The 14031-nt window shown below is 39.4% G+C and carries 8 protein-coding genes and 3 pseudogenes; 10 read left to right on the top strand and 1 reads right to left on the bottom strand.

The features are described 5' to 3' along the window. Window positions 1–9: 9 nt before the first annotated feature. On the bottom strand, window positions 10–3567 hold the full coding sequence (locus D2C72_07510; GenBank protein QEF44059.1) for an aldehyde dehydrogenase family protein: 3558 nt from the start codon (window positions 3565–3567) through the stop codon (window positions 10–12). A gap of 328 nt (window positions 3568–3895) precedes the next feature. Between D2C72_07510 and D2C72_07515 the strand changes: the two genes are divergently transcribed. The 10 genes and pseudogenes from D2C72_07515 (at window position 3896) to D2C72_07560 (ending at window position 13993) form a co-directional block, all read left to right on the top strand. Then, complete coding sequence (locus D2C72_07515; protein ID QEF44060.1) at window positions 3896–4105, top strand: hypothetical protein; 210 nt, start codon at window positions 3896–3898, stop codon at window positions 4103–4105. A gap of 301 nt (window positions 4106–4406) precedes the next feature. Next, window positions 4407–5444, top strand: coding sequence for a hypothetical protein (locus D2C72_07520; GenBank protein QEF44061.1), 1038 nt, complete (start codon window positions 4407–4409; stop codon window positions 5442–5444). Beyond that, entirely contained in the window at window positions 5445–6158 is a 714-nt protein-coding gene (locus D2C72_07525) for a hypothetical protein (GenBank protein ID QEF44062.1), read from the top strand. Between the two features lie 10 nt (window positions 6159–6168). Continuing rightward, window positions 6169–8590, top strand: a pseudogene (locus D2C72_07530) (hypothetical protein). Further along, window positions 8587–9156, top strand: coding sequence for a hypothetical protein (locus tag D2C72_07535; protein QEF44063.1), 570 nt, complete (start codon window positions 8587–8589; stop codon window positions 9154–9156). Before D2C72_07530 ends, D2C72_07535 begins: the two are co-directional and overlap by 4 nt. A 15-nt stretch (window positions 9157–9171) precedes the next feature. After that, entirely contained in the window at window positions 9172–9432 is a 261-nt protein-coding gene (locus tag D2C72_07540; GenBank protein QEF44064.1) for a type VII secretion protein, read from the top strand. 9 nt (window positions 9433–9441) lie between these two features. Continuing rightward, window positions 9442–10827 carry an HNH endonuclease gene (locus tag D2C72_07545; GenBank protein QEF44065.1) on the top strand — a complete coding sequence of 462 codons (1386 nt, stop codon included), beginning with the start codon at window positions 9442–9444 and terminating at the stop codon, window positions 10825–10827. Next, window positions 10797–11217 (top strand): annotated as a pseudogene (locus tag D2C72_07550) (SMI1/KNR4 family protein). The gene D2C72_07545 and the pseudogene D2C72_07550 overlap by 31 nt, the downstream one beginning before the upstream one ends. Before the next feature lies 1 nt (window position 11218). Further along, window positions 11219–11566 carry a hypothetical protein gene (locus D2C72_07555; protein QEF44066.1) on the top strand — a complete coding sequence of 116 codons (348 nt, stop codon included), beginning with the start codon at window positions 11219–11221 and terminating at the stop codon, window positions 11564–11566. After that, window positions 11496–13993 (top strand): annotated as a pseudogene (locus D2C72_07560) (DNA translocase FtsK). The gene D2C72_07555 and the pseudogene D2C72_07560 overlap by 71 nt, the downstream one beginning before the upstream one ends. Window positions 13994–14031: the final 38 nt, after the last annotated feature.

Consider the following 14031-nt stretch of genomic DNA (forward strand, 5'->3'; position numbering starts at 1 on the left):
ATACAATATTTATTTTTCAGCACAGCATGATTTGTGGCAAGTGGGTTGCCTTAAAACCCTTGAGCCTAAATTCCCGTAACGATGATAAGAGATGCTAACCGATCGCTCTAAGTGGTAATACAGCAATTCAAAACGCCCGTTCAAGCAAGGTTTAGCCGTGGCTAAAACCATCCCTAAAGCGCTCGCTTGCTTGTGCAATAAATCCAAATCGCTTTTTAAATAACGGATACGATTGAAAGCGTTCAATTTCTCGCTGAATTTTTGCAAGCTTTCATAAACAACAGGGGCGTTTGCTTGGAGCGTTTTTAAGCATTCTAAGAAAAATGTTAAATCCTTGTTCGCTCGTTCGTTTTCTGCACTGATTGTTAAAGGGGTTTGAGAAATGAGGCATGCTAGAGCCACGCCCAACATGTCGCTTAAGGTGTCCTTTTCGGTGATGCGATAGCCCACGCTTTTAACCTTAGTGTAGGAAAAGAGGTTGTCTTCGCCTCTGATTTTGACATAGTCTCTAGTCTGGCTGAATTCATGTTTATAATGATAAGCGTAGCTCTTTGCCATAAAAATCGCGCGTTTTAATTCATGCGTGTGTTCGTCATAGCCTTTTTGAGTCAAGCCCTCTAAAGCTTCGCTTAAGGGGTTTTTTAGGGCGTGTTCGTCTTCTTCATCTTGGTGGATATTCACAAATTGCGTGATATAGTTGAAAATGCCTACCTTCCTCCCAAACCCCACAGCGGATTTTTTAATCCCCCCAAAAGGCTGGCGCAAAACAATCGCCCCTGTGGTGGGCTTGTTGATATAGATATTACCGGCTTCAATGCGTTCTAAATAATATTCCCACTCCCTTTCGTCCAAAGACTCTAACGCGCTAGTCAGCCCGTAACCGGTAGAATTGACTATCTCTATCGCTTCGTCTAAATCTTGCGCTTTCATCACGGATAAAATGGGTGTAAAAAGCTCAGTTTGGTGCGTGAAATCGCCTTTTTTAGTGCCGTATTTGATGCTTGGTTTCATCAAATAGGGGTTATCACCAACAAAGCTTGCCGGGATTTCGTAATTTTCATAGCTTTTTAATTCATCTATGGCTTTAATGACCTTTTCATTAGGCTTGTCCGCTAGAGTGCCGATTTTGTTTTTAAAATCAAAAGGATCGCCCACGCTAAGGCTTAGAGTCGCGTCTATTAGAGTCTTTTTGAAATTCTCATCTTCATAAACTTCTTTTTCCAACACTAAAAGCGAAGTGGCAGAACATTTTTGCCCCGAATTGCTGAAAGCTGAATGGATAACGTTCTTAATCGCCTGATCCCTGTCTGCCATTTTGCTCACAATGGTGGCGTTTTTACCGCCCGTTTCAGCGCTCAAGGCTAAAGTGGGGTTAGCTTCTAACATTTTATAAGCGGTGTCTTCGCCCCCGGTTAAAATGGCAAACTGGATGCTTTCATCTTTTAAAAGATGCTCACTAATATCGCTCCCTTTAGAGGGCAAGTAAATGAGCGCATCTCTAGGCACGCCCGCATCCCAAAAGCACTCACAAAGCTTATAACCGGTCACGCTAGACAAACTTGAGGGCTTGTAAATCACCCGATTGCCAGCGGCTAGAGGGGCAGCGATAGTGCCTACAGAAATGCCCACAGGGAAATTCCATGGGGCGATGACCACGCCCACGCCTTTGGGGGTGAATTGCGTTTTTTCATTTTGCTCTTGTAACACCCTTAAGCTGTAAGGGTAAAACTCTAAAAAGTCAATGGCTTCACTCACTTCAGCGTCCGTTTCAGCGAAAGTCTTACCCACTTCCAAAGCGGAAATCCCTACTAAATCGCCCCTCCTTTCTCTAAAAAGCTGGGCGGTTTGACTCAATAAAGCATGGATTTCTGTGAAGCTTTTTTGACTGAAATGACTCTTATCGCTTTTAGCCACTTCTAGGGCTTTTAAAATCGCTTCCTTATCCGCTAAATGCACGCTGGCGATTTTTTTATGATGGATCTTATCAAAGACTTCTAAAGGGGTTAAATTAGGATCTTCAAACCTCCCATCTATTTCTGGGTAAAGCTCTAAAATAGGGGCGTTATGCATTTTCTCGCGCACTTTTTTAGCCCATTCTCGGTTGGCTTTTAAGATAAAATCGGTATCGCTTTCGTTTTTAAAGGAGTGGTTTGGGTAGGTGGTATGGCCGGTTTGCTTGGCGTTTCTGTCTTGGGTCCTGTGGGTGGCGTTGTCTAAAGTGGCGATTCCTTTAAGGCTGTTTAAAAAGCGTTGCTCTTGGTCTTTCCATTCGCTCGTGCCTACTTTGAGATTGAAGAAAGCTTTCATGAAATTATCGCTTGAAGTGTTTTCATCTAACCTTCTCACCAAGTAAGCGATCGCATTATTGAAATGCGCTTCATCGCACACCGGCGCATAAAGAATGAGTTTGTGCATCTCTTTTAATTCCTGGCTCGCTTGCAAGCTCATGCCCTCTAGCATTTCAAAGCTAAAATGCTCCAACACAACAGGGTCATTAAGGGCATGGATGCGCGTATAAACATAAGCGATTTCAAAAATATTGTGGCTCGCTGCGCCAATATGGATGTATTTATAATTATCGCCCTCTAAAACAAAATCCAGCATTTTGTTGTAATTAGAATCGGTGTCTTGTTTATTGGAAAATGTGGGTAACGCCCAGTCTTTCATAGAAGCGATCGTCTCTTCGCTCTCCATGTTCGCTCCCTTAACAAAGCGGATTTTAATGGGCTTTAACCCTTTTAAAACCCTTTCTTTAGAAAAAGCGTGCAGTTTTTTCAAATATTCATAAGAATCAGGGATATAAGCTTGTAACACAATGCCGGCGTTCAAATCAAATTTGGCGATAGATTCCATAAAAGACTCCACTGTTAGCTCTAAATCCCTAAATTCCTCCATATCCAAGTTGATGAATTTAGGCATGCCTTGCTTTTTTTCTTCTTCTAAAGCTAAAGCATAAAGAGCGTCTAGGCGTTTGACAATCTCTTTTTTAGAGTATTCAAAATCAAGGATATTGATTTGAGAAAAAATCGTCGTGATTTTAATGGAAATGTATTGGATGTAGTTGGATTTTAGGGCTTGAGAGTATTTTTCAAAACGCGCAGACGCTTCTTCTTCGCCTAAAACTTCCTCGCCGATAAAATTCACGTTCAAAATGATTTTTTCATTTTTTCTTTTTAAAATCCGCTCTTTCAATTGGCTCTCTTCTTGATCCAAGACCATCGCTTTTGTGTCGCTTCTGATTTTATTGACAAAGAAAGGCACGCTCATATCAGGCAGCATTTTCCCAAAGCTTAAAAACCCCATTAAAAGCCATTTTTCAAACGAGGAAAAAATCTCACGGCTTTTGTATTTGTCCAAAACATGCTCAATCATTTCAAAGCGGGCTTTATTGTCCAAGCATCTAAAACTCCGATCCATAAGCTCTATGAGCATGACTTTGTTTTCAGGGTTGTTTAAAAGCTTTTGCATTTTAGAGTGGAACGCTTTTTCTTGCTCGCTCAAATGGCTACTGATACTATCTTGCAGTTTTTTAGCTAATTCTAATGAATCGTCAATGATTTTTTGCATGAGCTTACCTTTTATTTAAGAATTTGGCTTGATTGTAGCATGTTTTAATCGGGTTTTTTAAGCGGTCATTTTTAATAATGCTTTTTAATTTGTGATTGTTTTCATACTAAATGAATTTAATTATTAAAATTGATTTTTTTAAAAGTGGTAATTATTTACCGCTTAAGACAAAAATTAGAGGAATTTTTTATCGTTTAAAAAGTTCATTTACTTTTCGTTTAAAAATAAATTTTATCATTCTCGCCGTGTAATTTAAAAGCTTCAAACCAATGAAACGATTTTAAATTAAACGGATTGATAAAAAATTTTACAAAACAAAGGATATAAAATGAAAACAATTAAAAATGGTATTATGATCGGCACACTCGGCATGTTGTTATTGAGCGGTTGCTCTAGCTTTGATGCTCAGCGTTTCGCTTGTCTCCCTAAAGACCATTCTTCAAAAGACGCTTCCACCAAAAAAGAAGCGCAATACATACCTAAGGGCTTTTTTGACCCTTATTCTTCTAACTTAAACCACTGGGATTCTACATTCTAGGGGTTTATTAGAGGGGGCGAAAAAAGGGGGGAAATAAAGCTCATTTTAAGTTTTCTCAAATTACAATAACAATCTTTTTAACACTGATATAATATAAAAGGAGATATTCTTATGAGTGGCACTCATATTGTAGAAAATACGAATATTTCAAGAACGACTGCTTCCACCCCCCCCCAATAATGAAGAGCTTTTAGAACTTGTTAGAGATGTTAGAGAACTTAAAGATCGCATTAAAAAATTAGAAGATCTTAAATTAGAAGACTTTGAACCCCTTAGAAAACTCTCTCATTTTATAGGCAATTTGTTTGGAAAATCCTCTAACGACACCCAAGAAAACCCAAAAGACGCTCAAAAAAAAGAGGAAGCGCTTAAAAAAGTCCAAGAAGAAAACGCCGAGCTGAATAGCAAAATCGCCGGGTTATCCACAGAAAAAGACAAGCTAGAAAGAGAAAGTAAAAATCTAACCACAGAAAAAGAAAACCTGACTAAAGACAAAGCCGAATTACAAAAGCAAGTGAAAGCGTTACAAGACTCTAAGCAAGTTTTAGAAAATGTAAAAACCGATCTGACTAACGAAAACACCAAGCTAAAAAATGAAAAAACAGAGCTGAATAGCAAAATCGCCGGGTTATCCACAGAAAAAGACAAGCTAGAAAGAGAAAGTAAAAATCTAACCACAGAAAAAGAAAACCTGACTAAAGACAAAGCCGAATTACAAAAGCAAGTGAAAGCGTTACAAGACTCTAAGCAAGTTTTAGAAAATGTAAAAACCGATCTGACTAACGAAAACACCAAGCTAAAAAATGAAAAAACAGAGCTGAATAGCAAAATCGCCGGGTTATCCACAGAAAAAGAAAACCTAACCACAGCACTATCAGCAGCAAAAACCCAAGCCGAACAAACGAGCCAAAAACTAAAAGAGTTAGAGCAAAGGCACGCTCCATACCAAAAATTAGAAAAACTCTATGAAGTCTTTTTGGAAGTCAAAGATCGCTTGAATTTTAATTTTGTAGCAACAACTCACAGCGCAATGGATTTGATCGCATCTGTTCTTAGCGATAGCAAATACTATTTAGAAAGCCTTTATAACAAAGCGAGCCAAGAATTAAGCGATAAGAGGAGCGATAAAGGCGAGAAATTAGCTGAATTGTTTGATTTGCTTTTTGAATATATTAAGGATAGTAAATTTGAGCGTTTGAAAGAGCCAAGCGCTTATGACTATTCTTGCAAAACGCTATACCCAGAGCAAAACTCTTCTCAAAAGATACAAAGAGTGGTTTTAAGAGGCTATAAACACAATCATAAAGTGTATCACACTATCGTGGATATGGGATCATAAATGGGAACGCTCATTGAAAAATGGTTTGGCTTCTCTCAAATCAGAGAAGAATTAGAAGCGCGTATCGGTGAGTTAGAAAATGAAAACACCGAATTGTTAAGAGAAAGAGAATACTTAGCTGCAGAAACTAGCGAGTTAAAAGACGCTAACAATCAATTACGGCAAAAAAACGACAAGTTATTCATAACAAAAGACAAGCTAACCAAAGAAAACACCGAGCTAGAAAACAGAAACGCCGCGCTGACTGAAAAAACCGCCGATCTGAAAACCGAAAATGACAAGCTCAACCACCAAGTTATCGCGCTCAATAAAGAGCAGGATAGTCTCGAACAAGAGCGAGCGAAATTACAAGATGAGCATGGGTTTTTAGAAAAACGATGCGCCAATTTAGAGAAAGACAACCAACGCCTAACCGACAAGCTCAAACAATTAGAAAGCGCTCAAAAAAATTTGGAAAACACTAACAACCAGTTACGGCAAGCTAAAGAAAAAATAGCCACAGAAAAAAGCGAGTTGGAGCGAGAAATCGCGCGTTTGAAGAGTTTAGAGGGTATGGAAGCCAAAAGCGATCTGGACTTACACAACAGGCGTTTAGCGAGTGCAAACGAGGATTTAAAACGCCAAAACCGAAAATTAGAAGAAGAGAACATCGCCCTCAAAGAGAGGGTTGATGGCTTGAAAGAGCAACTCTCAAAACCACAAAAACCACAATAAAGGAAATATCATGGTAAAACCCTTACAAAGTTTAGAACTGCCTCTTGGCCACCCCTTAGTAGAGAAATTGTGCGATCGGTCTTTAAAGGATGGAGTCAAATTCAATGAAAAAAGTGAGCCGAATTTCAAAGATGAAGTGTCAGAAGAAGAGAAAATCAAATTCAAACAAGCGCTGCGGGTGCTTCATGCGATCGTCAATAATGAGACTTCTTTAAGGTATCTTTCTGAGGACAATCAAAAATTCCTAGAGGATTTAGCGCAAGCTAAAAAGATCGCTAATGAGCAAATAGAAAAAACCTTAGAGATCGTTTCTACTAGCGATGTGGATGTGGATTTTGAAGCATTTAAAGATTTGATGCTCAATGTGGATAGTGTAGCGGTAGGCCTTAAGAGCTATAGCCAAAGCCAATTGCTTGATTTGGACGGAGGGCATTGGGATTTAGAGGCGCCTAGCGTGCCTAAAGAAAGCGTAACCTTTAGGTTTGATAATTTAGACCCTAACGGCAAAGAAATGGATTTTTATGCGCGCTCAAGTTTGAAGGATTTAAAAAAGAGCGTTTTCGTCGCTATTGACTTTGGGACTAAAAGCACGACCGCAAGCTATATGGATAAGAACGGGAAATACCGCTTGCTCTCTATTGGCGGGCTAGTAGATGACGCAAGCCTAACAAAGTTTGAAAACCCCACGATCGTGGAGTTTAGACACAGAAAAAAATTTATACAGGATACGACGTGCTAAAGCACCGCCCTTTCACAGGACACAACGATATAGAAGTGGCGCATGAAGCCCAAAAGAACGCTGCAGACGTTAAAGGGAATGATTTGTATCGGTTTTTTCTAAATTGAAGCAATGGGCTGGAGCGGATGAAAAACAGAATTTTAAGGATTTAATAGAGGATTTTTCTTTAGAAAGCTTCACTAATTGCACGAGTTTTAACCCCATAGAAATCTACGCTTACTACATCGGCCGCTGCATCAACAACATGCATAATGGCATGTTTTTGAAATACTTTTTATCCTACCCCATCAAGTATGAAAAGCATCAGGCTGAAAAAATCAGAGAGAGTTTTGAAAGAGGCTTGAAAAAATCCTTACCCCGGCATGTTTTTGACGATGAAAAAACGGCTAAAACTTTCAAAGTGGAATTGAGAGCGAGCGAGCCTTGCGCATATGCCATTAGCACTTTAAAAAGCTATGGGTTTTTTAAATCAGAGAAGTTAGACAAGCCGGTTTATTACGGGGTGTTTGATTTTAGGGGCGGGACGACGGATTTTGACTTTGGCAAATGGGAAAAAAGCGCTAACCCTAAATTCCTTTACAAGATGACGCATTTCAGCAGCGGAGGGGATAAATATTTAGGCGGTGAAAACTTATTGGAATTGTTGGCTTGGGAAACATATGCCAAAAATTTCCAAACGCTAAAAGAAAAAGATATTGTCATCGCTAAGCCCAACTATGACAGGATCGATACGCAACGCTTTGGATCGTTTATGCAAAATTCCAGGGAAGCGCGCTTGAACTTGCAAACGATCGCTTCTAATTTACGCCCTTTTTTAGAAAATCTAGACGCTGATATTATAGAAGCGATAGAAGAAAATGAAGAGTTTAACATAGAGGGTTTTGAAAAGGATTTTAAAGCCATGCTGTTGGATAGGAATGGGGTAGAAGCAGAATGCGATCTTAAAGTTGATTGCAAAGAGCTTTTAAACCTCTTAAAAGACAAGATCAATGAAGGCGTTGCCAACTTCTTTGCCGGATTTTCTAAAGTGATGGCTGAAAACATTGATGATCAGTGTCGGGCGTTTCACATTTTCTTAGGCGGGAATGCGAGCCGTTCAGTGTTAGTCAAACAAGCGTTTGAAAACGCCAAAGAAAAGCAGCTCAAAGATTACCATCAAAAGACTTCTAAAAATGATTTTAAATTCATCATTTATGAGCCGCTAGGCACAGAAGCCTCAGACAAACAGATTTTAGAGCTTACAGGAGAAGACGTTTCTAACACGCCCGCTTATTTGAAGCCCACTTGCAAAACCGGGGTGGCTTTCGGGCTTTTAGAGAGCAGGGACAAGGCTAAAGGGATTGAAATGCCCTCTATAAGCTCCAATCCTGTGTTTAAATACGATTTAGGCATTGAGATAGAGGGGAAATTCCACGCTAAAATCCATAGGGATTCTTTAAAGCCTAATGAATACCAGATTTTCCAAACTAAAGAGGAATGGGGAGGCTTTGATGGGTTAGAGATATGCTACAGCGATAAAACTCTAGCCAACACCAACACTTTAAACATTCAAGACACGCAAATGATTTCCATAGCGTTAGAAGAGGTTGAAGAAGTGGACGTGAAGGTGTGTTGCGTGGATTCCCAAAGCATTAAAGTGGGGCTGTTTAAAGACGGCCAATTGATCTATGAAAGCGAGGTAGAAAAATTATGATGACTAAGAACGCTTACGCGTTTGTCGTGATTGAAAAAAGCATTATGGTGTTTAAACGCGCCAAAGATAAGGGGCTAATCCCTATCACTGAAGGCTTTGTGCCTTTAGAAGAGGGTTTTTTGAAAAGTTTTAAAGAGCGTTGCAACGTGGAATTTTTAGAAAATTTAGACCTTTTGTTTTTGTATGACTACCAGTTTTCAAGCGAGGTTTTTTCCTTGTGTAAGGATTTGAAAAATTCCATTTGGGACAGGAAGCTTGTGGTGGAACTGGTGGAGTCTTTGGAGAATTTTAAGGGCTTGAATTTGTCTCTTAAAATAGAAGACAGGCATTCTAACAGCTTGGGTAATGGCGCTCAAAAATTGCTCACCAACGCTGATTTGGGGAGCACCCACAAAGCAATCGTGATAGACAGCATGAAAACATACCACCAAAGCCAGCAAGAAAAATACAAAAGAGAAAGAGGCGAAACGCTAGAGATTCGCCCCACAACACCCCCTAGCTATGGGGGTGGGAGCATTAGAATCAGCGGCGATAAAAAGCCTGATTCCAATGAAGAAAATTTTTAAAAGAAAGGACAACCGATGAGCAGAGTGCAAATGGATACCGAAGAGGTTAGAGGGTTTGTGGAACATTTAGAACGCTTTAAAGAGTTGCTGAATGATGAGGTGAATGGCTTGAGCAGTCATTTTCATAATTTAGATTCATGGCAAGACGCTAGGAGAGACAAATTTAGCGAGGTGTTAGACAACTTGAAAAGCACTTTCAACGAGTTTGATGAAGTCGCGCAAGAGCAAATCGCATGGCTTAAAGAGAGGATTAGGGTTTTAGAGGAAGATTATTAGGGGTGGTTTATGGCTGAATGGAAAACGGACACAGAAGAAGTCAAAAAGGTTGTTGGAAGATGCAGGGAATTTAAAAGATCCTTGCAAGAAGAAAAATGCAGTCCATTTATCAAAGACCTTGATAGTTACGCACTAAAAATCATAGTAGAGCGCAGAAAAATTGAAATGCAATTGGAAAAAGCCATAGGAGAATTAAAAAAAGCCAGAAAAAAGCGAAAGGGCTTTTGGGGATCTGTTTTAGATTTTTGTGGAGGTGTTTGTGATGCAGTCTCGACTATTTTCCCTCCTGCTAAATTAGGCACTAAAGCTTGTGAAAAGGGCTTAAACCTTATGGAAGACAATATAGAAAGATGGGAACACAATGTGAGGTTATTAGAACGAATGCTTGAAATCTACTCGAATCAAGCCAAAGCGAGCGTGGATCTTGTGAATCAAGCTTGGGAGGGCGTTAAAAAGAGGTTGCATTTTTATACCGATAAGCACCAGGAATTTATCAGGCGTTTGAAACAAGCGAGCGATGCGATAGATAACGAATACAACTTTCCAACCCCAGGCGTTTTAATGGAATACGATTTTGAACGGCCTACTTTCTCTTATAACCCTAAAAAAAGCGTTTTTAATGAGTGCTTGAAGGGTTTGAGGGAAAATTTCGCTTCTTTATGCGCTGATTTGAAAGACAAGATCAACGCTTTTTCTCATAGGGAGCACGTTATGGCCTCTAAAGAGCGAGAATTTGAAAAGAGTTTAGAGGATTTGATGCCAAGCGTTTTAAGCGTGCCTTCTTATAACGAAAGCTTGACTTTAGCCAAAAATCGTTGCGTTAAAAATTGTAAGAAAGCTTTAGAAGATTTTGCAGAAAAAATCAAAGAAACCCCCAACGATTCAAACGCTGTGAATGAAGCTTTTGATAGCTTGGAAACAGAGTTGGAGCGTGCTACGGAAAATTTGAGCCAAAAAATCGATCCCATTTTAGAACGCAATGAAGATTATACGCAAAAAGCGTTGGAGTATAGGGAGTTTTTAGAAAGCCGTAAAGAGGACTTTATTGTAGATGAAAAAAACCCCTATCCGGAAGAAGTCAGCTTTAATGAGTGGCGTTTGGCGGAATTTGATAGCGTTTTTAGCGCCATTGTGCCTTTAGAAGATTTAAATAAAACCGCATGCGCTCATCATGCCCTAAAGGCTTTACAAGCCGCGCTTAAAGACAACGATTTGGGCTTTGATGCGACAGATTTGGAACAGATCGCAAAAGGATTCATCCCTAGGGGCTATTTGTGGCATTTTGACGCGAATGTTTTAGGGAATGTGGTGCTGGTGAGAGAAGAGTTATTATTAGGCGTGAAACACATGAAAGGATATTCACTATGGACAGAATTTCTACAGAAACAGAATTGAATTGGGAATTTGTAGAGCCGCTCAATGACAATGTGCTGAATGGGTTAGAAGAGCGATTAAAAATAGGCTTGAGCGATGCGTTTAAGGACTTTGTCAAACGATCAAACTATGGTTTTAGCCAATGGCGTTCTTTTATGGTGGGCAATGAGTCTTACACATTCAAGCATGTTTTGAACTTCAATTTAGAGAGCTTGTTCATTGATTTCATGCAAAGCTTGAAAGAATGGTTAGAACCTGAAGAAATCGTTTTTGCTAATGATGGGTATGGAGGGTATTATCTTTGGAATACCACCACTGATGTGGTGCTGTTTTTAGACACCGATAATGGCTCAAAAAAAAGCGCTATTAAATCTTAAAATGTTTTTAAAAAAACTGGAATCAAGGGGTTAAAATGTTTTCTCATGAAGTTTTTTTGGAGGGTTGCACCAATGAGTTAAGAAGGATTTGCGACTATTTCGTAGAAAACGCCATGCAAGATGATTTAGGGCAGAAACTTAAAAGTGAGGCGCTAGAGGAGATGCTAAAAATCGCGCATGATTTAGAAAATTTAGAGCAAGACACTCAATACGAAATGAGAAAAATCAACGAGCAACTTGAAGAAGCCAAGCGTTTGGAGAAGCAAATTCATATGAATTTCCATTCACCAAGCGAAATTGATAGGCTTATGCGTGAAGCCAAAGAGCATGAAAGAGAAGCCAAGAGGCGCTATGATGAATATCTTAAGGATAAAGATGATTGATGTGGGTAATTTATTAAAAGAACTGGACGACGCCTTAGATAAAGTTGTTGCTAAAAAAGAGCCAGAGAGTTTTCTCAAGCCGATCGTCTCACAAATAGAGGACTATCAAAAGAGTATCAGGCAAGTTCAAGTGCAATTCACAGACGCGCCAAAATTCAATGAAGAGGGCACTTACCCTAAATTTTTGAGCTGTGGTTTATTGCATGTTAGGGGCAAAAATGGCGCTAATATGGAATTTTTATTGCCTAAAGTTTATCCTTTCCCCCCTAAAAGCTTGTATATAGAGCATGAAAAAGACGGGCAGTTTTTGAGAGAAATGCTCATGCGCTTACTCTCCAACGCGCCTTTAGTGCAACTGGAAGTGATTTTGATTGATGCGTTGAGTTTGGGGGGCATTTTCAATCTGGCCAGAAGGCTTTTAGATAAAGACAATGACTTTATTTACCAGCAAAGGATTTTGACCGAAAGCAAGGAAATAGAAGAAGCCCTAAAGCATTTGTATGAATATTTAAAGGTTAATTTGCAAGAAAAATTAGCCGGTTATAAAGATTTTGCGCATTATAATGAAGAAGCCACAGACCGCTTGCCTTTAAAAGCGCTTTTTTAAGCGGGGTAGATGCTTTGAGTAAAGACGCGTTTTATTATCTGGAAAAAATCATGCGTTTTGGCTCTAAAAATGGGGTTTTGAGCTTTGTCAATCTGGAGAGCGAAAAAAACAATCAATCCGCAGAAGATTTGAAACGCTATGCAGAGTTTTTTAGGGATACGACAAGTTTTGAACGCTTAAAATATCTTAATGTAGAAGTGATCAACGATCAAGGTATTAAATCCCAGCACATGAAAGACTTCGCTGATAAAATCAAAGCGTATTACGAGAAAAAGAAAGCAGTTAAAAGGGAGTTGAAAGACTTACAAAAAGACGAAAAATTTTGGACTGAAAGCTCTCAGTTTAAAGTGTCTGTGCCGGTGGGGTGGGATATTAACCACAAAGAGGTGTGTTTTGAGATCGGTAACGTGCAAAACCACACGCTCATTTGCGACCACAGCGGGAGCGGGAAATCCAATTTCTTGCATGTGTTGATCCAAAATCTAGCTTTCTACTACAATCCCGATGAAGTCCAACTCTTTTTGTTAGACTATAAAGAGGGGGTGGAATTTAACGCATACACAGATCCGATTTTAGAGCATGCGAGGTTGGTGAGCGTGGCGAGTTCAATCTCTTATGGCATCACTTTCTTGAAATGGCTTTGCGATGAAATAAAAAAAAGAGCCGAGCTGTTCAAGCAATTCAACGTGAAAGATTTGAGCGATTACCGAAAGCATGAAAAAATGCCCAGACTGATTGTGGTAATTGATGAATTTCAGGTGCTTTTTAGCGATAACTCCACTAAAGGGAAAGAGGGCGTGGAACGATCTTTAAACACTCTGCTTAAAAAGGGTCGCAGCTATGGGGTGCATTTAGTTTTAGCCACTCAGACCATGTGCGGCGGTGAAATTGATTCAAGCTTTAAGGCTCAAATCGCCAACCGCATCGCTTTGCCTATGGACGCAGAAGACAGCAATAGCATTTTGAATAATGACGATGCGACTTGTGAGCTTGTCAGGCCAGAAGGCATTTTCAACAACAACGGAGGGCATCAAAAATACCACACCAAGATGAGTATCCCTAAAGCCCCTGATGATTTCAAACCTTTTATCAAAAAAATCCATGAAGAATTTAACCAAAGAAATCTCGCGCCCATAGATCGTAAAATCTATAATGGCGAGACACCTTTAAAAATGCCCAACACCCTTAAGGCTAATGAAATGCGTTTGCATCTGGGCAAAAAAGTGGATTATGAGCAAAAGGACTTGATAGTGGAGTTTGAAAACAACGAATCGCATTTGTTAGTGGTGAGCCAAGATTTAAACGCTCGCATCGCTTTAATGAAGCTTTTGTTCCAAAACATTAAGAACGCGAACAAAGAATTAGTTTTTTGCAATAAAGAAAAACGCCTGATAAGGTTTTTTGATGTGCAAAAAGAATATGGCATCACGCCTGTAGAAAATATCTTAAGCGTTTTAGACACCGCTATGAATCCTAATAGCGCGCTTGTGATAGACAATCTCAACAAAGCGAAAGAATTGCACGACAAAATAGGAGTGGAAAAATTAAGATCGTTTTTAGAAAAAGCCACAGACAACGAGCAGTATTGCGTCATTTTTGCGCATGACTTTAGGCAAATTAAAAGTAATTACCATTTTGACAAGTTAAGAGATTTGTTAAACAACCACTTCAAGCAATGCCTGGCCTTTAGGTGCAATGGGGAAAACTTAAACGCTCTCAAAAGCGATTTACCTTCATTGAAAAACGAACTCAACGCGCTATTGATAGAGCTTTCTAAAGACAGCGTTACTGAGTTTAGGCCCTTCAGCTTACAAGATTAAAAAAAAAGAGAGTTAAAAAAAGAGAGTTAAAAAAAGAG

The organism is Helicobacter pylori (genome assembly GCA_008032955.1).
Taxonomy (GTDB): domain Bacteria; phylum Campylobacterota; class Campylobacteria; order Campylobacterales; family Helicobacteraceae; genus Helicobacter; species Helicobacter pylori_DC.